Source organism: Streptomyces sp. NPDC020747 (genome assembly GCF_044334695.1).
Lineage (GTDB): Bacteria > Actinomycetota > Actinomycetes > Streptomycetales > Streptomycetaceae > Streptomyces.
The window spans coordinates 223,001-245,458 of record NZ_JBIRTJ010000013.1 but is presented as its reverse complement, the minus strand read 5'-3'; the positions used below and the strand labels follow the sequence as shown (position 1 = coordinate 245,458).

Annotated in this window: 32 protein-coding genes; 1 reads left to right on the top strand and 31 read right to left on the bottom strand. The window is 67.6% G+C overall.

Translation table 11 applies throughout. The features are described 5' to 3' along the window. Positions 1 to 54: 54 nt before the first annotated feature. Together ACH4YP_RS31975 and ACH4YP_RS31970 are read right to left on the bottom strand one after the other, a co-directional pair. The gene (locus ACH4YP_RS31975; protein WP_398494195.1) at positions 55 to 447 is read right to left on the bottom strand and encodes a hypothetical protein; all 393 of its coding nucleotides are present in this window, start codon (positions 445 to 447) and stop codon (positions 55 to 57) included. After that, positions 447 to 773 carry an HK97 gp10 family phage protein gene (locus tag ACH4YP_RS31970; protein WP_398494193.1) on the bottom strand — a complete coding sequence of 109 codons (327 nt, stop codon included), beginning with the start codon at positions 771 to 773 and terminating at the stop codon, positions 447 to 449. Before ACH4YP_RS31970 ends, ACH4YP_RS31975 begins: the two co-directional genes overlap by 1 nt. Positions 774 to 808: 35 nt before the next feature. On the opposite strand from ACH4YP_RS31970, the gene ACH4YP_RS31965 reads away from it, so the two are divergent. Then, the gene (locus ACH4YP_RS31965) at positions 809 to 1,132 is read left to right on the top strand and encodes a DUF4429 domain-containing protein (RefSeq protein ID WP_398494192.1); all 324 of its coding nucleotides are present in this window, start codon (positions 809 to 811) and stop codon (positions 1,130 to 1,132) included. Here ACH4YP_RS31965 and ACH4YP_RS31960 read toward each other — a convergent pair. The 29 genes from ACH4YP_RS31960 to ACH4YP_RS31820 all read right to left on the bottom strand — a co-directional run bounded on the left by ACH4YP_RS31960 (position 1,129) and on the right by ACH4YP_RS31820 (position 22,455). Next, entirely contained in the window at positions 1,129 to 1,482 is a 354-nt protein-coding gene (locus ACH4YP_RS31960) for a hypothetical protein (RefSeq protein ID WP_398494190.1), read from the bottom strand. The genes ACH4YP_RS31965 and ACH4YP_RS31960 overlap by 4 nt on opposite strands. Then, on the bottom strand, positions 1,475 to 2,476 hold the full coding sequence (locus ACH4YP_RS31955; protein WP_398494189.1) for a glycosyltransferase family 4 protein: 1,002 nt from the start codon (positions 2,474 to 2,476) through the stop codon (positions 1,475 to 1,477). The genes ACH4YP_RS31960 and ACH4YP_RS31955 overlap by 8 nt, the downstream gene beginning before the upstream one ends. Beyond that, positions 2,473 to 3,087, bottom strand: a complete 615-nt coding sequence (locus ACH4YP_RS31950; RefSeq protein WP_398494188.1) for a hypothetical protein — start codon at positions 3,085 to 3,087, stop codon at positions 2,473 to 2,475. Before ACH4YP_RS31950 ends, ACH4YP_RS31955 begins: the two co-directional genes overlap by 4 nt. 1 nt (position 3,088) lies before the next feature. Continuing rightward, positions 3,089 to 4,096, bottom strand: coding sequence for a glycosyltransferase family 4 protein (locus ACH4YP_RS31945; protein ID WP_398494306.1), 1,008 nt, complete (start codon positions 4,094 to 4,096; stop codon positions 3,089 to 3,091). Positions 4,097 to 4,159: 63 nt separating this feature from the next. Next, on the bottom strand, positions 4,160 to 5,110 hold the full coding sequence (locus tag ACH4YP_RS31940) for a phage major capsid protein (protein WP_398494187.1): 951 nt from the start codon (positions 5,108 to 5,110) through the stop codon (positions 4,160 to 4,162). Positions 5,111 to 5,181: 71 nt separating this feature from the next. Beyond that, entirely contained in the window at positions 5,182 to 5,829 is a 648-nt protein-coding gene (locus ACH4YP_RS31935; protein WP_398494185.1) for a hypothetical protein, read from the bottom strand. Positions 5,830 to 5,971: 142 nt separating this feature from the next. Further along, positions 5,972 to 6,757: a hypothetical protein gene (locus ACH4YP_RS31930; RefSeq protein ID WP_398494184.1), complete on the bottom strand. Its 786-nt coding sequence runs from the start codon at positions 6,755 to 6,757 to the stop codon at positions 5,972 to 5,974. Beyond that, complete coding sequence (locus ACH4YP_RS31925) at positions 6,757 to 8,142, bottom strand: phage portal protein (RefSeq protein ID WP_398494304.1); 1,386 nt, start codon at positions 8,140 to 8,142, stop codon at positions 6,757 to 6,759. Before ACH4YP_RS31925 ends, ACH4YP_RS31930 begins: the two co-directional genes overlap by 1 nt. 26 nt (positions 8,143 to 8,168) lie before the next feature. After that, positions 8,169 to 9,848 carry a Terminase gene (locus tag ACH4YP_RS31920; RefSeq protein ID WP_398494182.1) on the bottom strand — a complete coding sequence of 560 codons (1,680 nt, stop codon included), beginning with the start codon at positions 9,846 to 9,848 and terminating at the stop codon, positions 8,169 to 8,171. Beyond that, positions 9,838 to 10,269 (bottom strand): hypothetical protein, encoded by a 432-nt coding sequence (locus ACH4YP_RS31915; protein ID WP_398494180.1) that lies wholly within the window; start codon positions 10,267 to 10,269, stop codon positions 9,838 to 9,840. The genes ACH4YP_RS31920 and ACH4YP_RS31915 overlap by 11 nt, the downstream gene beginning before the upstream one ends. 17 nt (positions 10,270 to 10,286) lie before the next feature. Next, a complete protein-coding gene (locus tag ACH4YP_RS31910) occupies positions 10,287 to 10,886 on the bottom strand; it encodes a DNA primase (RefSeq protein WP_398494178.1) in 600 nt (199 codons plus the stop codon). A 199-nt stretch (positions 10,887 to 11,085) separates the two neighbouring features. After that, positions 11,086 to 11,565 (bottom strand): HNH endonuclease, encoded by a 480-nt coding sequence (locus tag ACH4YP_RS31905; protein WP_398494177.1) that lies wholly within the window; start codon positions 11,563 to 11,565, stop codon positions 11,086 to 11,088. A gap of 547 nt (positions 11,566 to 12,112) precedes the next feature. Further along, positions 12,113 to 12,355 carry a hypothetical protein gene (locus ACH4YP_RS31900; RefSeq protein WP_398494175.1) on the bottom strand — a complete coding sequence of 81 codons (243 nt, stop codon included), beginning with the start codon at positions 12,353 to 12,355 and terminating at the stop codon, positions 12,113 to 12,115. Positions 12,356 to 12,358: 3 nt separating this feature from the next. Continuing rightward, a complete protein-coding gene (locus ACH4YP_RS31895) occupies positions 12,359 to 12,562 on the bottom strand; it encodes a hypothetical protein (RefSeq protein WP_398494173.1) in 204 nt (67 codons plus the stop codon). Between the two features lie 2 nt (positions 12,563 to 12,564). Then, positions 12,565 to 13,275, bottom strand: coding sequence for a hypothetical protein (locus ACH4YP_RS31890; RefSeq protein WP_398494172.1), 711 nt, complete (start codon positions 13,273 to 13,275; stop codon positions 12,565 to 12,567). Next, positions 13,275 to 13,463 (bottom strand): hypothetical protein, encoded by a 189-nt coding sequence (locus ACH4YP_RS31885; protein ID WP_398494170.1) that lies wholly within the window; start codon positions 13,461 to 13,463, stop codon positions 13,275 to 13,277. Before ACH4YP_RS31885 ends, ACH4YP_RS31890 begins: the two co-directional genes overlap by 1 nt. A 21-nt stretch (positions 13,464 to 13,484) precedes the next feature. After that, complete coding sequence (locus ACH4YP_RS31880) at positions 13,485 to 13,916, bottom strand: hypothetical protein (RefSeq protein WP_398494168.1); 432 nt, start codon at positions 13,914 to 13,916, stop codon at positions 13,485 to 13,487. 12 nt (positions 13,917 to 13,928) lie between these two features. Then, the gene (locus tag ACH4YP_RS31875) at positions 13,929 to 14,237 is read right to left on the bottom strand and encodes a hypothetical protein (protein ID WP_398494166.1); all 309 of its coding nucleotides are present in this window, start codon (positions 14,235 to 14,237) and stop codon (positions 13,929 to 13,931) included. A gap of 26 nt (positions 14,238 to 14,263) precedes the next feature. Next, on the bottom strand, positions 14,264 to 14,446 hold the full coding sequence (locus ACH4YP_RS31870; protein ID WP_398494165.1) for a hypothetical protein: 183 nt from the start codon (positions 14,444 to 14,446) through the stop codon (positions 14,264 to 14,266). Between the two features lie 14 nt (positions 14,447 to 14,460). Further along, positions 14,461 to 15,144 (bottom strand): glycosyltransferase family 2 protein, encoded by a 684-nt coding sequence (locus ACH4YP_RS31865; RefSeq protein WP_398494163.1) that lies wholly within the window; start codon positions 15,142 to 15,144, stop codon positions 14,461 to 14,463. Then, on the bottom strand, positions 15,141 to 15,596 hold the full coding sequence (locus tag ACH4YP_RS31860; protein ID WP_398494162.1) for a helix-turn-helix domain-containing protein: 456 nt from the start codon (positions 15,594 to 15,596) through the stop codon (positions 15,141 to 15,143). Before ACH4YP_RS31860 ends, ACH4YP_RS31865 begins: the two co-directional genes overlap by 4 nt. A 90-nt stretch (positions 15,597 to 15,686) precedes the next feature. Beyond that, the gene (locus ACH4YP_RS31855) at positions 15,687 to 16,280 is read right to left on the bottom strand and encodes a class I SAM-dependent methyltransferase (RefSeq protein ID WP_398494160.1); all 594 of its coding nucleotides are present in this window, start codon (positions 16,278 to 16,280) and stop codon (positions 15,687 to 15,689) included. After that, positions 16,277 to 16,474: a hypothetical protein gene (locus ACH4YP_RS31850; protein ID WP_398494159.1), complete on the bottom strand. Its 198-nt coding sequence runs from the start codon at positions 16,472 to 16,474 to the stop codon at positions 16,277 to 16,279. The genes ACH4YP_RS31855 and ACH4YP_RS31850 overlap by 4 nt, the downstream gene beginning before the upstream one ends. Beyond that, positions 16,471 to 17,721 carry a hypothetical protein gene (locus ACH4YP_RS31845; protein WP_398494157.1) on the bottom strand — a complete coding sequence of 417 codons (1,251 nt, stop codon included), beginning with the start codon at positions 17,719 to 17,721 and terminating at the stop codon, positions 16,471 to 16,473. Before ACH4YP_RS31845 ends, ACH4YP_RS31850 begins: the two co-directional genes overlap by 4 nt. Continuing rightward, on the bottom strand, positions 17,718 to 18,500 hold the full coding sequence (locus ACH4YP_RS31840; RefSeq protein ID WP_398494155.1) for a class I SAM-dependent methyltransferase: 783 nt from the start codon (positions 18,498 to 18,500) through the stop codon (positions 17,718 to 17,720). Before ACH4YP_RS31840 ends, ACH4YP_RS31845 begins: the two co-directional genes overlap by 4 nt. Next, positions 18,497 to 19,189, bottom strand: a complete 693-nt coding sequence (locus ACH4YP_RS31835; protein WP_398494154.1) for a glycosyltransferase family 2 protein — start codon at positions 19,187 to 19,189, stop codon at positions 18,497 to 18,499. The genes ACH4YP_RS31840 and ACH4YP_RS31835 overlap by 4 nt, the downstream gene beginning before the upstream one ends. Beyond that, positions 19,186 to 20,928, bottom strand: a complete 1,743-nt coding sequence (locus ACH4YP_RS31830) for a right-handed parallel beta-helix repeat-containing protein (RefSeq protein WP_398494152.1) — start codon at positions 20,926 to 20,928, stop codon at positions 19,186 to 19,188. Before ACH4YP_RS31830 ends, ACH4YP_RS31835 begins: the two co-directional genes overlap by 4 nt. After that, complete coding sequence (locus ACH4YP_RS31825) at positions 20,925 to 22,049, bottom strand: hypothetical protein (RefSeq protein ID WP_398494150.1); 1,125 nt, start codon at positions 22,047 to 22,049, stop codon at positions 20,925 to 20,927. Before ACH4YP_RS31825 ends, ACH4YP_RS31830 begins: the two co-directional genes overlap by 4 nt. 13 nt (positions 22,050 to 22,062) lie before the next feature. Then, positions 22,063 to 22,455, bottom strand: a complete 393-nt coding sequence (locus ACH4YP_RS31820; RefSeq protein WP_398494148.1) for a hypothetical protein — start codon at positions 22,453 to 22,455, stop codon at positions 22,063 to 22,065. Positions 22,456 to 22,458: the final 3 nt, after the last annotated feature.

Sequence of the window (22,458 nt, the reverse complement as noted above, 5' to 3'; positions counted from 1 at the left end):
ACCCCGCGGCTGGCGGGGTCGATTTACGGGGTCCGGCGCGGGCCCATAGGTCGGTCAGGAGACCGGATGGCAGAAGATCTCGAACGTTGCGCCGAAGCGGCGCAGACCAGGGTTCTCGTAGGAGCGCCAGAACGGCGCCGTGATGGTGCGGGCCGAAGTGAAGACCGCGGCGGCCGTGACCACCCCTCTCAGCTCGGTGAGGAGCAGGGAGCGGGCCTGGCTCATGAGTTGGGATGCCGCCTGCCGAGTGGCTCCGTACACGTCGATGTCGATGAAAGCGCGGTCAAGCCGGATGCCGTCGTCACCGCCGCCCGCTCGCTGGATCTGAACGACGGGCAGGACGTCGCCCAGGTTCTCGGGCAGGTCCGTCAGGACTCGCACGTCGAGTCTGCCCGTCAGCCAGGCGACGAGTTCGACCTCGACATCCACGCTGCCGACGGCGGCCATCAGTTCCGGCCCCCCAACTGGGCGGCGCGCAGCAGCACATGGTGGGCGTGCACCCGCTCCGTGCCGTACTCCACCCAGCGGGCGTAGTAGGCGCCGTTGCGGACGTAGGCAACGGCCCGGTCCCTGCGCCGGCCACCGCGGCTCGTACTGTCCGTGGACCATGAGGCCTTGTAGTGGCCGGGGTGCGGGCTGTTCTCGTCGACCGGTGAAATGGCGATGGCGACACCCTTGATGACCTGGGCGCGGCGCAGCATCTCCGCCTGCATACCAGGCATTCTCAGCATCTGTCCGATGCCTTTGCGGTTCGGCTTGACCCGTGCTGCCATAGCCCCTCCACTCACTCACGTCTCTGGGGGCGGACATGGAAGTCAAAGGCGTACTCGGCAGCATCAGCTTCGACGGCGAGTGGATCACCGTCAGCAAGAAGCCCATCGGCCAGCGGGGAACCGACTACCGGATCCGGGCCGCCGACGTCACCGGCACCCGACTCAAGAAGGCCAACAGACTGTTCCACGGCTACGTGCAGTTCGTGCTACCAGGAGCAGCGGCAGGCGACGAACTCAAACCCAGCTTCGGGCAAGGCGGCCGGCCGCACTACGACGACCCACACAGCCTCTCCATCCCGCACAAGAGCAACGACGCAGCCGAGAAGCTCGTGGCCGCCGTTGAACAGGCCCGCGGCTAGCCAGTGACCAACTCCAGGGCGACGACCACCGGTCCGGTAGAGCCCGTGAAGGGCGACCGGAAGCTGCCCGAGTGGCCGTCGACCTCGTACTCGTCGCCTCCGACGCGCACCCGGTCGGTGGCCCGAATGTCAGTGCCGTAGGGGGCGTACAGGGTGAGGCCTGTGATGACCGTGTCGCGGGCGTCGACGATCTCGTTGGTGCCTGCCCCTGTTCCGTCCCGGGGCGCGATGGCACAGCCCGGAATGGGGATCTCGACGGGCGGGCCTGGGACGTCGTTCTGGTAGACGTCCCGAGTCGAGGGTCCGGGCCGCAGGATTGTGACCGTGTCCCCGGAGGGAAGTTCACGCACGGACGGCCCCCTCGACTGCTGCGCACCACGCTGCAAGATCCTCGGAGGGATCCAGTTCGACGCTGCGGGCCTTCGCCCGCTTGGACGCCAGTCGGCACCCACCCGGCGTGAGTAGCTGCCGAAGCACCGCCTCGTAGCCGTCGATGTCTTCACGGTCGACGTACACGCCGGCATCGCCGAGCGACTCGCACAGGCCCGGCGTGGGGTGAGCCAGGACCGGAATGCCACTGGCCATCGCCTCGACTCCGACACGCCCCCAGGACTCGTAGGAACTGGGCATGAGCAGCACCCGAGTGCGGGCGTACACCTGCTCCCGCATGTCCTCGCCGCGGACGTGCTCAAGGATCTCGACGTTCTCCGGGGCTGGCAGAACCTGCTCCCCGTAGGCGCCCTTCACGGCAAGGAAGTGCTGCTCAGGCATGCGCCGGGCCAGGGCAGCGAGAACCTCGCCGCCCTTCTCCTTGCTGCAGTTGACGAGCGTCACCGCTCCGCCAGGCTTGGCCGCGTACTCCGCGGCCACCACCGGCGGTCGCACAATCAGCGACTGCGCTGGCCGGACACCCTTCGGATACTCGGCGAAGAACAACTCCGCCTCCCGCTCCATCCACTGGCTGTTGTAGACCGCGAGGGCCGTGCCGCCGGATGCCATGTCGCGGAAGCTGGGTCTGTGCGTGTTGTGGCAGACCACGACCATCGGCTTGCCGAAGCCGCGGGCCAGCGACGCCGTCGCCGGGACGGATTCCAGATGCGACAGCACCACGTCGGCCCGACGAACTGCACTCCCGAAGTCGAGACGTGCCGCCAACGGAACGACGGGGATGCCACGGTACTCGTAGGACTCGCGCGCCTCGCCGTGCTGGGACAGCCACACCTGGACGTCGTGGCCGCGCTCGACGAGCGGGCGCAGCATGCCGACCAGCATGTGCTCGGCGCCCGCGTTGTGCTCCGGAGGCATCGCATGCACGCGGGCGACGACCCGCAACGGCCTGGTCATCGCCACCTCGTCATCGACATGCCGGCCTTGCGCCGATACCCGGCGAGCTCCAGCATTTTGCGGTCGTCGTCGGTCATGACGACGGCCACGCCGACACCGGATCCGTCGGTCCGGTAGCTGTAGGGGCCGATCGTCTCGCTCGTGAGGCCGCCAGCCATGGATGGGGCGGTCATCGTTCGCAGCGCCATCCGGGCCACGACTGCGACCACGTCGGCAGGTACCTCGGCGTCGCCATGGCTGTAGGTCACCCGGTAGGTGCCCGGATAGGCCTCAACGTCTTCGTCGTACCAGAGTTCCGGCAGGTTGATTGAGGGGCTGTCGACTGCCGTTCGGACGATGTCGATGCCGTCCCACTGCCATCCGACTATGGGCAGATCCGGTGCCCCGCCTGCGCCCACCGCAACAACTTCCGTCACATCGATCACGGGCCGTTTCGGTAGCCGGATCTCGCCCTGCTGGGCCCGCATCACCACGGTTGCGTCATCGGTGCGGGTGAAGTCCTGCCCTGTGAACGATCGGACCAGAGCGGAAGCGTCTGCAAGCAATGCCTGCCCGCGGGCCTCCTCGGCTGCCGTGAGCGGCCTGCCGAGACGGTCGGAGAGATCCGCCAAGTTAGCGAGGGGATCCACGCTTTGCCACCCCCTCCATCGCCGTGCACCAGGAGTCGAGTTCAGTCGCCGGATCGAGACCGGCAGCGCGTGCTGCCGCCGCCTTCGATGCCTGCCGGTACACGTTCGGCGCCGCCAGCCGCTTGATGGCCGCCTGCCAGGCGTCGAGGTCGTCCCGGTCGCAGAATGTGCCTGCTTCCCCCAGCGACTCCATGAGTCCCGGGGTTGGGTGGGCGATGACGGGGATGCCTGAGCACATGGCCTCCACGGCGACGCGTCCGTAGGACTCGTATGCCGACGGGGCCAGCAGGAGCCTGGTGCGTGCGTACACGTCCTTGGCCATGCGGTCGCCGGGCGTGTGCGGCACGACCTCCATGTTCGGTAGATCCTCGCGCACGATCTGATGGCCGTATCCGCCGATCACGCCGAGGAATTTGCGGCGCGGCATCCGCTCGGCGAGCGCGTAGAAAACTTTGGCGCCCTTCTCTTCCGTCAGGTTGATCAGAGTGATCCGGTCGCCCGGCGTGGCCTCATAGTCGGAGACGGCAACCGGCGGATGCACGGTCAAACCCCACGGCATCGGACGGTCACCGCGGTGGATACGCCACCACGCCTCCGCATCCGCCTTCATCCAAGCCGTGTTGTAGACGACCAGCGACGGCGAACCCTTCACCAGCCACGACTTCGACTTCTCGAAGGTGTTGTGCAGCAGGTGAACGACCGGAATCCGGTTCAACTCCCCCAGCACCGACGCCCTGGCCGTGTTCTCCAGATGCGTCACAATCACCCGGGCCCGGCCGTCGCCCCGCATCCACCGAGAAGGATCCGCCTTGCCCCGGTACGGGTGGACGCTCACGCCGTCAATCTCATAGGCGGCATCCCCGGCCTCGGCCTGCGAGAGCAGCACGTCCACGTCATGCCCGCGCGCCGCCAGCTCGCGCAACAGGCTGTGGGCCGCCCACTCGGCGCCCGCGTTGTGGTCCGGAGGGTAGGCGTGAAACATCGCCAGCACCCGCAACAGGAACTCCGATCTCCCGACAGCCGGCAGCCCGTCGAGGCTGCCGGCCGCGGACCGTCAGGACGCGGCCGTCGTCGCCTGAACAACACCGAACGGCGAGCGGGTCGCCGAGTTGGTGTTGAGGCGGGTCGCCGGGTTGGCCGTGGCGAACGCCGCTCGCATCACCACGCGCAGCGCCACGCTGTCCTGCTGCATCAGGTTGAGGATGACCTTGCCGTCGTCGTCGGAGATGACGCCCTCGGTGAACAGCTTGAAGCTGATGTCCGTGCGCTTCCCGATGATGACCTTGCTCCAGTCACCCATCAGCAGCTCGGCCTCGGACATGTCCCAGGCGCCGTTGGAAAGCTCCGCCATCGGGTAGCCGTACAGATTGCCGCCGGGGCGCCCGTCCAGGTTCGGCTGGTAGATCGGGATGCCTTCAGTCGACCGCATGCCGACGAGCTTCCAGTTCAGGCCCGGGCGGGCCACGAACCCGTTGACAGCGAAGCCGTCCCGGGTGACCAGCTCGGCCGTGCTCGACACGTCCTGCGCGAAATCGTCACCCGTGCCCGAGATGACCGCGTTGCCCGCGGCGACCGCCGACTGATAGACGGCCGTCGGCCACGTGGACGGCTTGTTCGTGCCGAACAGGGCCGCCCCGTCCAGCAGCGCACCGAGGGCCTCCACCAGCCGGGGCTTCACCTCGTCCCAGATCGGCACCTGCGCGTCGTCGAGGTACGCCTCGGGGATCGGGACGATCGTCGCCATCTCCTCGACGATCAGGTCCACGTTCTTCCAGTCCTGCGCCGAGGTCTGCTTCAGACCAGTGTCGCCGCCCACGAAGTAGGCGATTGGCATGACGTCGAGGACCGGCTGCCGCTGCGTCTTCGTCGACATCGGCACCTGGCGGGCGAGCTGCAGCACCGCCGACTGCGTCGGCAGCTCCTGGATGATCTCCTTGGAGACCGGCTCGGGCACCAGCGGATCGTTACTGGCGTCCCGAGAGATCAAAGAGTTGTACGTGGCCACGGGGGCTCCTTCCGGAAGAGCAGCGACCCCGGCCCCGTGACATGGGAGATTCCGGCGCTGCGAATGTCAGATCAGGACTTGCTGCGGGCCATCTGGCGGATCCAGTCGTCCGCCGTAGCCGGCGCCGCAGACGAGGGCGCCGCGCCAGGGGTCAGCGACTCCACCGGCCGCTGCGAAGCAGGAGTCGGGGCCGGAGTCACCGCCTTGAGTCGCTCGGCAAGCACCTCGGCCCGCGCGCCGATCTCTTCGGCGGTGCCGGAGCCGAGAAGCTCGATGAGCTCCGGCGGGATGTTGTGCGTCGCAGCGGCCAGAAGACGCGCGTTCTGTGCCCGCTCGTCCGCGAGCTGCTGCTCGAAGGTCTGCGCCCGCTCGGTCGCCTTCTGGATCTCGGACTTCTGGGTCTCTTCGAACTCCGAGTACTTCTGAGCGGACTGCCGAAGCTGATCGATCTCGTCCTTCGACTTGAAGCCCAGCGCATCGAGGTGCTTGCCCTCGTGGCGCCGGGCCAGCGACTTCCATTTCGCCGCTTCGGCCTCCCAGTCCGTCGGCTCCTCCGGCTTCCCGCTGTCGGCGGGCTGCGCGGGAGCCGCAGGGGTCGGCGAGGGTGATGCGGCGGGGGGAGTCGGAGCCTGGGCGGGGATATGCCCGGCTGCGACAGCCTCGGCAGGGGTCGGAACGGCCGGCGTGGCGCCAGCGGGCTCCGCGGTGGGTGTGGACATGTGGTGCTCCCATGTCGGGATCTGCGCCCGCCTGACGGCTGACGCAGATTGGGCATGACGAAGGCGTGCACCGTGTCGGCACACGCCTCGGGTTGAACTGATTCAGGAAGCCGCCCGCAGGCGGCACCCAGCTTGGGGAGATCTAGGTGGTGGGTCGGTCCGGAGCCGCATAGGCGGCCCGCCCTTCCGCTTCCCACCAGCGGCGGAACGCGTTCACGGCATGTCGCCCGCCGCGGCCTCGCGTCACGCGCAACCAGTCGTCATACAGCCCCTCGGCGGTACCGACGAACGGCTCGTCGAGGCTGAAGGATGGGACCGCGGCGCAGCCGCAATGGTCGTGATAGCGGTCGCCGCCCTGACGCGGATCGCCCGCCGTCACGGCGGTCTTGTAGACCGGCCCGCGACTGGCAAGCATCGCGCACCAAGCGCACGGATCGTCGTCCGTCACCCGGGCGTAACCCGTGGCGCGCTCGTCGGCGTCGATCGACCGCCTCATCACCGACCTCCCGCCCTCAAGCGCCAGATACTGCGTCGAGCCGACCATGCGGACCGCTGCGGCATCCATCGCCTGCTGCGGGGTCCTCCCGGCGGCGATGGCCTTCTTGAACTCCACCGGGCCCGTCACATCGAGCGTCGACTCCAGACGGTCTATCGCCAACTGGAGCGGCTCCGGCGGAACGAAACCATCATCCGGCACGCCCGCATCCTGCCGCGCATCCATGTAACCAGCCCGGGCGAGCACGGCCGACTGCTCGCGAGCCTGCTGCACAATCGGCATCAACGCCGCGCGCACCGCCGGCCACGACGCATCCACCTTCGCCGGGTTCATCAAATCCCGCCACACGCGCAGAACCTGCTGAGCCATCCGGGCCGCCAACAGCGCCTGAACGCCGCGGTACTTTTGCGGCGCCGCCGGATCGGCCGCCATCAGGCCGCCACGTCAGGAACCGGGGCGACAGGAGCGGTGTCGTGCTGCGACATCTGCTTCTCGATGATGCCGTTCAGGCGCCCCATCGCGTCGCCCTGCTCGGCGGCCGACTTCCACCGCTCCACATCGGTCTGCGTCACGCCAGGAACCCGTTCCCACAGTTCCTGCGGGGGCACTCCGAGCATCGTGACGAGCTTGCCGAGCGCGTCCACAGTCTGCGCCAGCGAGCGTGCAGACGTGTCGCGCCACACCACCTGAGCGGCCGTGTCCGCCCACGCCGTCTTGTCGCCGGAGGCCAGGGCACACAGGCGGAGTGTCTGCTCGTGCCCCTCGCCGCACAGCGACTCACGCTCATCCGTCTTACGATCCAGGCCATCCCGGGCCGCGGCGAGCGCCTCAGCCGACAGATTCACCATCTGCCCGAGCAGGTGATACGGCGGCACCTGGGAGATCGTTGCGATGTTCCGGACCGTCGACTCCCGCGAGTCGAGATAACCCTTCAGATCGGTCTGCCCGAACTCACCGAACTTCGTGTCGGCGTCCTCAGCGACGAAGAGTCCATCCACACGGGATCGGAACGGCTCGACCGGATTGCCGTCATTGTCCAATGGGGGCGCCATGCCAGTAACCCAGCGCTGCCTGAACGCCGCGTACTGCTGCGCCATCAGCAAGTTGAACGTCGTCATATTCAGCTGGTCCTGGACCTCGATCAGCGGCTCAACCTCGCCGACCACGCCATCCCCGTCAAGATCCTCGGTGTTGATGTACCGCACCACCGGACACACGCCCAGCCGATGCTCCATCACCCAGCTCTCGCCGTCGGCCTCCAACTGCGAGCCGTCCGGCCTCCCCGCCAGTGTGTACCGGGCCTGATCGTCATAGACCCGCACCACGCGGCGCTTCCCCTTCGCCGTGCTCTCCAGTCGATCCTCGACCGCGAGCACAGGCCACTCGTCGTTCACCGGATCCGCATACAGCGCCGTCATGCGCCGCGGCGAGAACGGCGTGATCACCGGCACCGGCTTGCCCGGCATCACCACCGCATACGCAGCGCCATAGGTGAGCACGGAACGGTGAATGCCGTGCTGCCGGGCGTCCATGCGGTTCGCCTGCCACACCGCCCACGGATCAGCGTTCTCGTCCGAGCCCGCCGGCCGGTAGCCGTCCACGTACATGTTCTGCGCGACCACCGTGACCACCAGCGGCAAAATGTTCACCCGAGCCCGCTCGATCAGCCACCGATACTCGGCCCGGGCGCCCCTCGGCACATACACGCTGTCGTGCTCGCCGCACATGTAGCGCTGAATCCGGTCCAGCCGCCCCTGCTCGCCGTCGCGCAACTCCAGCAGGCGCCGCGCTGTCGACACCGCATCATCCTGGCCCATCACCACGCGCCGCCCACCTCCGTCCCTCACGCAAACCCATGCACGCGCCCAGTGCGCTGCCGCTTCTTCTGCCGTTTCGCCCAGTCCGGCGACGCCAGAACGAGCCGCCGGACCATTCGCGCGCCGATCGCGCACACCGCCAAGTCGATCTTCTTCGGGGAGCCTCGACCTTCCTTGCCAATCGACACCCCGTACTTGTTGGGGCGCCGCCGGGCGTTGAGTGCATGCCGCTGGAGTCGGCTGTCTCCGTCGTGAGTCAGGGTTTTCTCGCGAATGTCGATGTCGGCCCGTTCGCAGGCGTCCGTGAACTCCCGGACCTTGGTGCGCATGTCCCAGGCGACGCTGTGGGCGTTGCGCCCGGTGACTGCCTGAATCACGAGCCGGTCTCCGAAGTCCTGGGCCCAAGTGTCGATATAGGACTCGAACTCCCTCACGTCGGCGAAGAAGGCGACGATGTTCCGCGCTTCGAAGGTCTGCCGGACAATTCGGTCGACGTCCTTCCTGTCGACCTCCCAGCCCTTCGCCATGGGCCCGTCGGGCTTCTCCCAGGCCGCCAACGTGACCAGATGGCCAGTCTGCACGTCGCAGCCCACAAGCCCGGTGGCGTCATCGCTCTTGGAGCCATCGAAGAACATCACCATCGGATCGCTGTCCGCGACGACAATGTCCGGGCGCGCACACGCCGCCCACAACGGCTTTGTCGTCCACGCCTCACGGGCGCCAGTCGGCTGGTTGAAGAAGTACCGGCGCGAGTCCTCAATGTCCTTCTCGATGTTCCAAAACTCGTTCTCGACGATGCCGTCCAAGTCGAGGACGTCGGCGAACGGCCCGTAGACCTCCCGCAGCGCCGCCTTGATGGCGTCGCCGTCCGCCAGGTCAACCTCGGCCGGCGCCTCGCGGTGGTCGAACAGCAGCCGCGTTCCGCGGGTCTTGCCCTCGGCGATCAGCTTGGCCCGTTCGTGCGTCTTCTCGGCCACCGAGTTGTCGCCAGGCTGGTACATCGTCGTCGTCTGCAACGTCCACGGCTGAGCGTCCTTGCGCTTGCGACAGTTGCGGTCAACCGTCGTATACATCCGCCTGAGCTCCGGCGTCACATACAGGTGGGGCTCATCGAAGATCGTGCAGGTCTCTTTCCCGCCGTCCTTCGACGACGAAGAGGCCGTAGACGGGACGATCTCGCCGCCGCCAGGCAGGAACACCCGGGTCAGGCCAGCCGATCCAGACGGGAGATCCTCGCCCAGCGGCCCCTCGGTCAGGTTGAAGTGGATGTTGTCGTAGGTGTTCCCGGCCTGCGACTCCTCCGTAGCCAGACAGCGGATGAACGGGTACGTAATCCGGCGCCCCATCGGCTCGCCCGGTTGATACTCGTACCGGAAGTCATGCCACTCGAAAACCTCGCCACCCTCAGCCCAACCAGCGAACCGACAAGGCCCGAAAGCCTCGAACAGTCCGATGAACGCGGCCAACTCGCTCTTCGCTCGCCCCTTCGCCCGGGAGAGGACAGCCGAGTCGTAGAGCTTCCGCCCGTCGTCGCGCAGAGCGTAGGCGTCGACGATGAAGCCGCCGAACTCCCCGTCCATCTCGACTGTGTCGCCCTGAATGTCGCCCGGCCCGTGGACGCACCAATACTCGATCCAATCCCAGGCCAACAGCCCCAAAGACCGGTCCCGGTCATGGTTGGGCGAACGAACCAGCTCACGAGGCATCGGTCATCAGCCGACGGCGCCGCTCCGAAAGGTCCGGCACGCCTGCCGCCGGGCGCGAAACAAGCTTAGGGGCCTCGATCTTGATCCTGGCGCGCATCCGGTCGACGTGCGTCGCACCGAGCAGCGACTCGTTCAGCCGGATCTCCGCCAACAGCTTCGTCGACGGCTCCAGCCAGAACGCATCCACCAGAGGCGCAAGCATGTGAAGCCGCTGCCAGTCCGTCCCGGTGAACGCGGAAGCCTGCGGAGCACGTCGCCACGTCTCATACCAGTCGAGCGTCCGAGGCGTATACAGCGCGTCGTGCGGCAGCTCCGGCCCATGAAGCGTGCCGTCATCGGCAACCGTGACCGCCTGCTCCTCGAACTCGTCCTTGTTCGCGCGCCGCTTATTCTCCGACGGCGGGGGGCCATAGCCGGCCATGGCGACCACCCCCCTTGTCAGACCAGCGAGGCAACCACCTCGGAGAGATCGGTCAGTTCCAGGGGAGCGTCCTCGAATCGGCGGCCCGTCATGGCCACGTACCGGCCCTGCCCGTACACCTCAACGGACGAGCCTCCCTGGCGCATCCTTCGGCCACGCTTCAACTCGCCATGGCCCCAGATGTGCAGGCCGTCGCCGCCAGGACTGACCTCCGTGTAGGAGGCGGGACAGTCGTCCAGGATTGCCCGAGCCCACGGGGCCAACTGGCCCTCATCGAGGCAGTGGTCAAGGTCGATACAGACAATGCCGTCACCCTCGGCGAGTACATACCCCAGGCCGACGCCCACCTTTGACGCCGCAGCTTCGCGGTGGGCAGTCCACGTCTCCGGGTCCGACACCGAGGCGAATCCGCCACCGACCGTTCGCGGTGCCTTGCGCTCATCGCGCCGCACCCAGCGCCTGCGCCCGGTCATCTCGGTCGGCAGCGCCGACTCGGCGCGGCGAGCCCGATGGGCGGCAACACGGCAGCGAGTTGAGCAGAAGCGGGGCATCGGACCGCGGCCGGCAACCGGCAACGCCGCCTCACACCCGGATCGCTCACACACCGTGTTGGCCATGGGTCTATGGTACCGGACAGGCGTAACGAGTAGAAGCCCTGACCAGCACCAATCCACACTCAGGTAGCACCACCCGAGGCCACCATGCGTGATCATCGCAGGTCACAGACCCGTAGACGCCGCGCCAAGGTAACCAGCCCGATCCGCCGATTGGGATGATCTTGGAGTGGCCCCCCAGGGTGATCTTGATCCGTGACGATCAAGCAGCGGCCGGCGAGCCGGGCTGCTCCAGTCGATCACACTTCCGACTGTTGCATCCCAGGTGGGCCGCTTGAGCGTTGGCCATCGAGTGCTCGCCACCCTTGGCCAAGGGCACGACGTGATCGACTGATGGGCTCATCGAGTCGGGCCATGCGACCGCGGGGTCGATGCCGAGCAGGCAGAGCTGGCACACCCAGCCGTCCCGCTCGTACACGTCGCGTGGTGCGAAGTCCTCGACGGTGGCGGCCTGGACGCGCATGCGGCGCAGGGCGTCGACTCGTGACGCCCTCTCGGGATAGACGACGCGCCAGTGACCGACGGTCTCAAGCCGTCTGCGCTGGGACTTGCGGTCGTAGTCGCGATAGCGCTCGCCGGACTCGCCGGCTCGAACCCTGCGCATGGTCTCGCGCGAGCGGGCAGCGTTGAAGCGGCGCTTGCATTCGACCTTGCCGCAATGGGCGGTCCTGTTGCCCGGCATGGGGTCACTGCAGTGCGGGCAGGGGCGCGGGGGTCGTTGTGCTCACTCTCGTGCTGCGTCGTTCAGCTTCCGCTGTCGGCGAGCTTCGGCTCTGCCGTCGAGTTCCTCGCGTTCGCTGCGTGCCTGCTGCTTACATCTGGGCGTGCAGTATGTGGGCAGTGGCCCGCCCTTGCGTCCGCCGCGTTCGATGGTCGCGCTACAGACGGGGCAGGTCTTCATCTCTCTATTATCCCAGGTCAGTTGATGAGTCCGGGGTGCTGTTCTTGTGGTCTTGCTCTCGGCGGCAGGGCATGGGCTACAGCCGACGCCTCGCGCCCGGTCTTCTGATCATGGTGCCACTGGCACAGGGCCCAAAGATTCGCCTCGCTGTGGTCATCTACACCCGAGGCAGCGTTGACCTTGTGGTCCACCTGGTTGGCGGGCTCGTTGCAGAGTCCGCCAGTGGAGACGATCCACTGGCACACCCATCGGTCGCGCTTGAGGATGCGCTTGCGGATGTGTGGCCAGTCCTTGGGTAGTGGTGCTGAGCGCCTGCCTTGGCTGCCCATCAGTCGTCGTCCTTGCCGTCTCGGTGCTGGCCGGGCCATTCGCCTGTGACTTCGTGGATGACGCGTGCACAGAAGCCGTCGAGCTGTCGGCCTTGGATGTAGCGCCCGAGTTCGGCTTGGCATCTGCGGAATGCGCCTGGGGTTCCGGCCTGGATCTTCGCGGCGCCTGCCCCGAAGGCCCAGTACTTCAGGAGGCGTTGGGTTCCGGCTGCTCCGGCTGCGCTGGTCTCTTCGGTGGCCACGGTTCACGCTCCTTCGGCGCGGTCCTCAGGCTGCTGGTCGACGCGTTGGATGCTGGCGCCTTGTCCGCTGGGTACGGCGAGGCAGACGCCGTGGCTGTCGGAGAAGATGGCCCAGCCGTCGTGGATGACGAGTGTGAGGTCGTCGGCTTCGAGGAGGACGTCGTCCTTCTTCTGTCCTCGCGGGTGGATGACGAGGTACGCCGGCATCGCTACTCCTCGGGGCTGCGTTCGGTGTCGCTGCCGAGGGGGCCGATGGCGGCGAGGACTTGGGACGGCCAGAGTGTGTCTGCGTCGACGAGCCCGCCGCCTTCGCCTTGGGTCTGGTTGCCGAGCGCAAGGGCGCGCACGCGGCTGATCGCTTCGTCGTACTGCGCGGCCAGTTGCAGGTGTTCGCACGAGTCGATGTGGGACGGCCATCCTTCGGTGAGCCACTCCGGGGCGACGCCGTGGTCGGTCCAGGAGCAGTGCTTCTGTCCGATCTCGTAGCCGTGTCGGGCCCAACTGCGGGCTTCGTCGCGGTCGTTGCGCAGTTGGTCTCGGGCGTTCTCGGAACGGATCAGCTCGGCGCTCGCATCCGCGGATGCGTCGCGGTTGACCGCCTGCCGCAGTTCGGCCGGCGCCTTGCGGATCTCGTCTTGGACCTGCTCGCGGAACTTCTCGAACTCACCCTCGACGTGGACCTTGAGGAACAGCGGGTGCCCGTTCTCGTCGACGGGTACGTCGTTGGCGGGAATGTCGATGGTGTCTTCGGTGAGTAGGACGGTGCGGGCGCCCGCCTGTTCGGCCATCTTCTTCCATGCGTCCAGAACGGCAGGCTCGTTGGCTGTGACGGTGTCGGGCCACTGGTCGACGACGAGCACGAACGGCGGCCGGTCGTCGTTGGCGCCTTCGGGGAGTTCGAGGATCTGCAGGCGGGCCATCAGTCGGTCACCGCCATGGGCTCCTCGGCGAGGATGACACTGAGGACGTTGATGACAGGGACGTAGGCGACGATGCGGCCGTTCTCGTCGAGGAAGCGGTACTCGCTTCCGTCGACGTTCTGCTCGACCTTGGTGGCGACAACGGGGGCTTTCATCCCGTTGTCGAAGGTGATGAAGTAGCGGGCCATGGCGCGGGCTCCTGTGTGGGGTTACGGCTTCCAGTTGGTGCCGCGTAGTGCGGCGGGTACGTCGCTGGTGGTGATGGGGACTGTCAGGCGGGCGCGTTCGCGAAGGCGCCGCTTCCGCGCCGGGCTCGGCTCGGGCGGTTGTGGCCGGTCGAGTCCGGCGAGGATCTCGTCCGTCAGCCCGTGCGCGTGGCCGAGATCGCGGAGTTCCGGGCAGTCGTTGATGTTGTCGGTGACCGGGTCGTCGCAGTCGCCCATGACCCCGCAGCCGTGGCAGGCGGCGGCGCGTAGCCAGTCGTCCGCCTCGCTCGGGTCGAGCCTGTGCCGGGCGAGAATGCGGCGATCTGCTTCGCAGCGGCGCAGGATGGGTGCGGCTTCGTCGCTCGCAATGCAGTTGTCTTCGATCAGCCGCTCAACGGCGTCGACTTGCTGGGTGATCCAGGCGTGGAGATCCATGGCGCAGCCCCCTCACTCGGCGTTCTTCGTGAGGTCGACAGGCTGCCGTGTGTAGTGCTCCACTGCGCGCCAGATGCCGTACCCGACTACGACGAGGGGCCATCCGATGAAGGAGACCAGTCCGCTGAAGACGGCTACGAACCTGTCCTCGCTGTCCACGGGGCGGCCCTTCTTCGCCTGGTCGTGACGGAGGACGAGAACAGCGGTCACGAACCATGCGACGAGGCCGATGGCGATGTAGCCGACGATGAACTGCCAGGGCACGTCGCTGCCGTGGCCGTGATGGTTGCTGCGGATGAGGGCGAGCGTTGCGGAAGCCATGGGCGCGGGCCTTCCGGGTGGGGTGGTCAGTGTTCGTGGACACGGCGCAGGACCACGCCGCTCCAGGTGTGGATCTCGTAGTCGCTGCCGGTGCAGTCTTTGATCAGGCAGACGGGCCGCGCGGTAGGAACGCTTCGTTCCGGCTCGGGCTGATCGATGCCGAGTTCGCGTTCGAGCTGGGCGATCCGCCGGTAGTCCGGAGCTGGCATGGGCGCCTCCCAGTTCAGACGGGGACGGTGGCCCGTTCGGCGATGAGCGCCCGGATGGCGTCGGGGTTGTCGGTGGCGTCGACGTACCGCTGACAGAGCTGCCCGTTGGCGATGTGCTGGGGGCTGCCGTGACCCACCTCGGACGGGTGCCACAGGTGGGTGATGGCGCCCTGATGAGCGACGGTCGGGCCGAGGAGTGCGTCGGCGGCGATGCGGTATGCGGCGTCCTCGAAGCCGTAGGCAACGAAGCGTTCGTCCATCCCGCCTGCCGCCCACCAGCTCGCGGGCCGGATGACCAGCACGCCGCCGGTGGCCCATTCGTGGGCGAGGTCGGTGGCGCAGTCTGCGGCCGGAACTCCTGCGAGGTAGGCGAGTGTTCCGGGGCGGGAGAGTCCCTGATACCAGGTGTACGGCAGATGCAGCCGCCCGTCGTCGGCGGCTTCGATGGCCGCGTGCAGAGGCTCGGCCTCGGGCAGCGTGTCGGCGTCGCAGATGACGACGACGTCGGCCCCGGCCGCTTGCGCCTGCCGGACGCCTTCGTTGCGGCTGCCGGCGCGGGAGAACGGCGTGTGTCCGCTGTCGACGTCGAGATGGATCGCGTCGGGCAGCAACTGCTGGAGGTGGGCTCGCACGTGTTCGTGGTGGGCGTTGCGCTCGGGTGTGCCGGGCCGCCACGGGATGACGACTGCGACGGTCACGCGCCCACCTCCCGGTTCCTGCGAATCGGCGGGCGGGAGTAGATGGCGAACTCCAAAGCGGCTGCTCCTGGATCGGGGCACGGCCGGTCGAGACGACGGCGCCCGTCCGTCCAGTCCCACGCCTGATCCGCTGGGACCATGCCCGCCCCAGTGATTGGGATGCGAGTCGAAGGATCATCCGTCAACGGCAGCAAGAGAGCGGAGGGCGACACATCGAAGATCGACGCGAGCGCCATCAGGTCGTCAACGGTGACATGCCGCCGCGCGGACTCCATGCGAGAGATCGCGGAGGGCGGGATGACGCGACCGTACTTTCGGAGCTCCGCTGACAACCCTCGCGTGGTGTATCCGCGAATCTTCCGGAGCTGGGCAATGTTGGCGGCCACGGTCTCGCCAGTCGGGCCGAACTCAACGGCCCGACGTCCGTACTGTCGCTCTGTCGTGTCAGTCATTTCTTCTCCAGGGAAGGCGGAAGCCGCGACGCCTGGAACGTCGCGGCTTCCTTCCTGCGGTAGCTAGCCGCAGGCGTATGGGTGGTGGGATCAGGTAGTGCGGAACACCTGCCAGGGAACGTGCTGGTCGTCAACCCGGGTGAGCCCCAGCTCGGCGGCGAGTTCCTCCTGCTGCGCCTCGGACCAAGTGGTGACGTCCAGCCAGGCCACACCCTCCGCGGGCTCGTCGGCGACGGGCCAGTCGAGGATGAGCAGCCCGCCCTTCTTGACGATGGCCCGCAGGTTACGGATGAGCATCTCGGCGGAGGCATAGTCGAGGTGGATGAGCACGGCCAGGCAGTACACGGCGTCCATCTTGCGGCGACCGAGGTGGCTGCCGAAGTCTGTGCCGTCGGACTGGAAGGCCGTCAGGTCGGGGTCGTTGGCGGCGAGCGCGTCGACCATGCCTGCGGAGCCGTCGACTGCCGTCACCTCGTAGCCGAGGGCCCGCAGCGGGATGGCGACGCGGCCGTCACCGCACCCGAAGTCCATGACCTTCACCCCGGCCGGGATGTCCTGGGCGAGGAGTTCGGCCTGCCTGCTGCCGGACTCCCAGTAGGCGTCTTCCGAGATGCCTCGCGAGGGGTGAATGAAGTCGGTGGCGCCGGGGCGGCTCCAGTTGGCGATCGCCTCGTCGGCCTTCACGTCGCGTGTCCCTTCTTCTCGTGCTGCTCGGCTTCAGCGATGAGTTCGGGGATGGACGGGCTGTAGCCGGGATCCCACCAGCGGACATCGGATGGCCCACCGTGCTGCCCGCAGATCTTGCAGGCGAGTGCGACGATCGGCGCGTCCACCGAAGGCTCATCGGCGGTGACCCGGTAATCGGCGAGGCCGGTCATGTCTTCCTGCCCACGCGGATGGTGGTGACGCCGGGCTGGTCGGGCATGTATCCGTGCGGGTCGATGACCACGGAGCCGGGGGCGATGGCCGCAGCGGTGTGGTAATCGTGCTTCGCGGTGATCACGTAGACCTGCGGGCCGACCGGAAGATCAAAGTCGTCGTCGACCCAGATGTCCTTGTGATCGACCTGAAGGTCGCGCTCGCGGAGCTGCTCGGCGAGCAGCAACCCAGCCGATCCCTGCGTGAGGCTGACGTTCGGCTTGTACGCCTTCCCAAGGAGCGTGACAGGCAGGCCACTCATCCGATGCCAGTGCTCAACCAAGTCGGCAAGATAGGCGGACTGCCGCTCGCGGGCCTCCGACACGTAGCCCATCAAATCAACTGACAGCGCGAGCCGCCCAGCCAGCCAGGACATGGCCTGATTGTCGCGTGGATGACACCCCCCCGAGTCGCCCATTCCGCCTCGCATGTAGGCCGGGGACGCGATGCGGTCCGTGGCCAACGCGAGACCGTCGGCGATCTGGTCACAGTCGGCCCCGGTCTTCTGGCAGATCTCCATGACCATGTTCGCGAACACGATCTTCATGCTGATGAAGCAGTTGTAGGCGACCTTCAGCAGCTCGGCCGACTCGATGGACACGGCGTGTACGGGCCGGTCGTGAATGGTCTTGTACATGTCGGCGACGTCGGCCAGGGCGTGCGGGTCGTCGGAGCCGAGGAGCACGAACTCGGGCTGCAGGAAGTCCTGCACGGTCGTCGACATGGCGATGAAGTAGGGCCCGTAGACGAGCCGCACATTCGGCCCGCACAGCGGCGCCAGACGGGCCCGCGTAGTACCGGGCAGCACCGTGGAGACGACGACAATGGTGATCGGCTTGGCCTGCTTCTCGGCAGCCTGCGCAATGTCACGGACGGCCTGAACCAGGTAGCCGTACTCGAAGTCGACGGGCCGGTCAGGCATGCGGGATTCGCCACCGAAGCGCGGGTCGTGCGGAGTTTGCACAGACACCAGGACGACGCCATCGGTTGCGGCGACCACACCGGCCGGCGAGTCGGCGAAGTCGATGGCGGTGGCGTCGAGGAGGTCTTCGATGCCTGCCTCTTCGGGCGGCGGCACTTCGCCGGCGAGGATCTGGCGGGGCCGGTCGGAGGGGTCGTAGCCGGTGATGTGGTGGCTGCCGTGTTTCGCCATGGCGAGCGCGCAGGTGATGCCGAGGCGGCCGAGGCCGCACCATCCGATGTTCACGCGGCAGCCTCCCTTTTGCGTAGGACGGCGGCGAGGTACTGGCCGGTGGGGGTGAGGTATTCGCAGCGTTCGACGGTGAACAGGTCGCCGAAGCGCTGCTCGATGCGGTCGCGGCTGTACCAGTCGGCGTATTCGCCGACCTGGTCGAAGTGGCGCACGAAGCGTTCGAAGCCGGGGTCGGCGGTGACGTCGTCGGGCGGTTCGGTGCCGGTGGCCTGGATCCATCCGCGCTCGCTGTACAGCATCAGGCGTGCGATGCCGTCGGGGCGGAGGATCTGGTGGGCGCGTTCCATGATCTGGCGGGCCCACGGGATGTGGTGGAGGACGCCGTTGCAGTGGAATACGTCGTACCTTTCGGGGCGGCCCTCGATGTATGGCGACTCGCCGAGCGCCAGGTAGGCCGTCAGTGCGTGCCGGTCGGGGATCTCGTCTACATGGAGGCCGAGGATGCGGCCAGCGAGGTGCAGGTTGTCGAGGTTGATGTCGGCTAGGTCGACGCGATTTCCGGCGAGTGTGAGCTCCAGGGCTTCCACGCCGGTGCCGCAGCCGAAGTCAAGGATGTCGCGGCCGCCGGGTTCGTCCAACCCCATGAGGTCTCGCCACAGGCCACCGTGGTTGCGCCAGCCGGTGTAGCGGGTGGTGCGCATCTGTTCGACGATTGCCCGGAGTTCGTCGTCCGGTTTGGCGAGCAGTTCGGTGGCGGGGATGTAGCCGACGTCATCGACGGGAGGTCGCGACCATGCTTCGCGCTGCCGGTCGTAGAAGCCTTCGTCGGTCACGGCGCCTCCGGGTCGAGCAAGGCGCGCAAGGTGGCGACGTCGGCGGCGCGGGCGGCTTCCATGACGGGGCTGCCGTAGTCGGCGGTGCGATAGCCGACTGACGATTCGGCGCGGGTCTGGTCGTCGTGGCCTCCGGTGAGATCAGCCCGGTCGTGGAGGATCTCCACATCGACGCGTTCGTGCCGGTCGAGGGCCTGGCCGAGGTATTGGATCCACGAGTCGCAGTGCGGCGACAGCGAGACGTGCCCGAGGCGGTCGGTCCAGATGCGGGGCCAGATGGGGAAAGTGTTGCAGGTTGGAATGTCGTTGCTGTGCGGCCACAGCACTGTCGGCTGGCGCCGGGCGACGGCGGTGTCCCAGCCTGCGGTGAGGATGCGGGCGTCGTCGTTCCACAGCATCAGCCAGTCGCCGTCTGCCTGTTCGGCGAGCCGGTTGACGTATTCGTGGAGGCGCGAGTAGCCGTAGCGTTCCGGTGCGGTCCAGATCGTGGCCTGCTGCGGGAGTTCTGTGTTGCGCGTGCCGGGGTCGTCGGGGTCGGCGGCGATCCGAATCTGGATCCGGTTAGGCTGGTCGGCCAGGTCGAGGAGGCTTCCGACGGATTCGGCGAGGGCCGTGGGGCGGCCTCGGGAGGGCAGCAGCACAGTGATCAGTGGGCCGTCGGCCATGGCGCTGGCTCCGTTCTCGGTCATGCGGGCTCGACGATGTGCCAGTCCACGGTGGACGTGTCGGTGCCACTGGAACTGTTGATCGTGAAGGAGACTCCAGCCGACCGGGTGTAGGTGATGTTGCCGAGCGTTCCGCCCGCCACCCGCCGCTGAATGAAGATGTGGCTGTTGGCGGTGACGGACGTGTTGAGGACGGTCACCGTGCCGCCGACCAGGGTGGAGCTGCCCAGCTTCCCGTTCGCACCCTCGGCGACCTTGAGGCCCTTGCCGACTGTGGCGATCCGCAGGTCTGCGCCGACAGCCGAGTAGGCGCCGGTGGTGCGGGTGAAGGCTGCCGGGTCGAGCACGACGGCGGTCGCCGGCCCGGTCGCTTCCTTGAGGCTCGCGCCCCGGAGCAACGTCGTGTTGCCGCCTGCGTCGTGGACGGCGGTGGTGACCCCGTTGATGAGGCCGGAGGCGAGCGACAGGTACGCACTGCCGATCATCCGCACCCCGTACTGGGGGGACTGTGTGCCGCCGCCGCCGTCGTCGACGCCGGGGGTGACGACGAGTCCGTCGGCGAGGACGTGGCACGGTGTGCCTTCGATGTTGAGGGCTGCCTGGTCGCCGCCGCCGCCACCGAACCACTTGCCGTCCCTCGTCAGCGAGCAGTTGCTGAGGACGAGGAACCCAGGGTCGGATCCGCGGACGTCGAGCCCGTGCCCGTTGTTGCGGTCGGTGGAGCATCCGATCATGCGGAGGACGCCGGGGCCGATGGTGATTTTGTAGCCGTCGGAGCCGGACCATTCGCTGCGGCAGGCGGTCATCGTCGAGTTGCCAGAGCCTGAGATCCACCAGCCCCACGCGCTGCCACCCAGCACGTACACGTCGTTCAGGTTGCTGTCAGTCGCATTGTTGAGGGCGACGCCGATGTCCTTCGGCCACATCACGCTGACGCGGTCCATGTGGATGCAGAACGGGGCCTGCGGTCCGGGCGGCGCGGAGAAGTTGTACTCCGTATTGATCCCCTTGCCGCTGGTGTCGCGGATGCCGACGTCCCGGATGATCGGATTCTGGATCTGCCCAGTCATGCGGATGCCGTCGACCGGCGTCTCTTCCGGGACCGCGGATCCGTCGATCGTCAGCCGCTCGATGCGCTGCTGGCTGGCCAGGATGTCGTAGCCGCCGAGCTGCTGGTCGAGGATCTCGATGACGGCGTCGCCGTCGAAGTCTGCCAGTGGCTTCAGGCAGGTCACGGGGGCGGGTGCGCCCGGCTGTGCTTCGCCTGCACCATGCGTGCCCATGAGGGTGACGTAGGGCGGGACGCGCACCGGGCTGCCGGTGTGGTAGATGCGGGCTTCGAGGTAGACGGTGCCGCCTATGGGGGTGGCGTCGACGGCTGCCTGGATCTCCGGCTGCTCGTCGGCGACGGCTCCGATGGCGCCGTGGCGGCGAACGTTGACCCAGTCGGTGACGCCGAGCGCGTCAAGGGTCCCGTCGATGCCGAGGTCGCCGGTGACGGTTCCGCCCGCCTTGGGCAGGAAGGTGTCGTCCGCGTACTCGCGGTCGCCGTGCGGGTCATCCGCTTCGACGTGCGCCTCGACGGCTGCGGTGGCAGTTCCGGCCGGGTCGGCTCCGACTCCGGCGGCGTCGATGGTGACGCCGCCGGTCTGCCCGTTGACGGACGAGACGAGCCCGGCTGCGACTTCGATGACCCGTGAGGGTGTGCCGCCGTTGACGGTGATCTCGTCGACGGGCTGTTCGCCGGTGACCTGGATCTTCACGCCCGGGTCACCTCCGGGGACACGATCGCCTTGCCGTTCAGGAGGCGGACCACGACAGCGCCTTGGACGACTTCGAGATCCCAGCGCCCGTTGCGGGTGAGGGTCTCGGTGATCGCGGCAGGGATGGCGAGGCGGATCGCGTCAGGTGTGGGGGCGCCGACGGTCAGATAGTCGGTGAGATCGAGGAGCAGGTCGGCGTTCTCGGAGGCCTGCGACCGGATCTGCGCGCGGGCCGTCCAGCCGTCCCACGTGAAGTCTGGGTGATCGGTGACGGTGTACGTCTGGACGAACGTGCTGCCTTGTTCGATGTAGAGGTCCCAGTCGCCGGCGCTCAACTCAGCCACCTCCGGGATCTCGATGCCTGCTGCGTCGGCGAGGAGGCTGCTCTGCGCGGTGAGGCTGGCGGCAGCGAGTGCGGACAGTGCCGCCGTGCCTTCGAGGCCGCTGTCTGCGGTGAGGCTGGCGGAGGCTCGGGCGGCAAGGGCGGCTGCCGATGTGAGGCCGCTCTGCCCGGTGAGGGGCGCGGACGCGGTCCAGACTGCACCGTCGGACAGTGTATTCACGTTGTCGTAGGCCGCATGATCCGTCGTTCCGGCGTCGCGGTAGCAGAACAGGTCGAGGGCGCACGTGTCGACGGCCGCGGTCACCCAGGCGGGTGTGGCGAGCGTCCTGCGGTTGGTCCAGGTGCTGCCGTCCGGCGACGTGTCCCAGTAGACGTTGGTGCCGTCTTCACGGAGCCGCAGCCACAGGTGCGTCGTGCCGTTGTACGCGATCTCGACGGCGCCCGCGTCGAAATACGCCACGTTCGACTGCATGCGCAGCATGCCTGTAACCACGTTGATTTTGAAGCCGATGGCGGTGCCGTCGACGTTCGACGTGACCATGAAGTGGACGCCGACGTCCGTGCCGGTCGACACGACAGGCAGGGTGGGGATCTTCAGATAGACGGTGGCACCGGCGAGTGTCCAGGCGCGGCCGGTCTGGTAGCCGGCGTAGGTGTCGGCGACGAGCGGCACGCGCGCCTGGCCGCCGGTCTCGGTCACGCCGCCATACGAGTCGCCCCAGTTGGGGCCGACTATCCCGTCGTTGAAATTGTCCACCAGGGTCGAGAGGCTTGGCACCGGCCGCCTCCCATCACGAGAGCGTGAAGTCCAACTCGCCTGCGAGGATCTGAAGCTCGTCGCCAGCCAGCACGGTGCGCGGGTCTGTGAGCGGCCCATACCAGAGCCTGACGGGCGACCCCGCGGAGTCCCACACCTCAACGCCGACGACCGTCGCGGCGGGCATGCCCGCGAATACGAGGTCGGCCGAGTTGCTAGTCGCCCCGCTGGCCGCGGCGGCCACGGAGAGCGTCTGGCGGGCATACGAACCGCCGGTGACCTCAGTACCCGCGGCCGTGTCGGAGCCTGCCGCCGTCACCAGGGCGACCTTGATGGGGGTCGTGGGGGCGGTCGATGACAGGCCGAGAATGAAATCGAGGCACCGGTTTTCGCCGGTCCCGCTGAGATTGTCTGCGATCGGACTCACCTC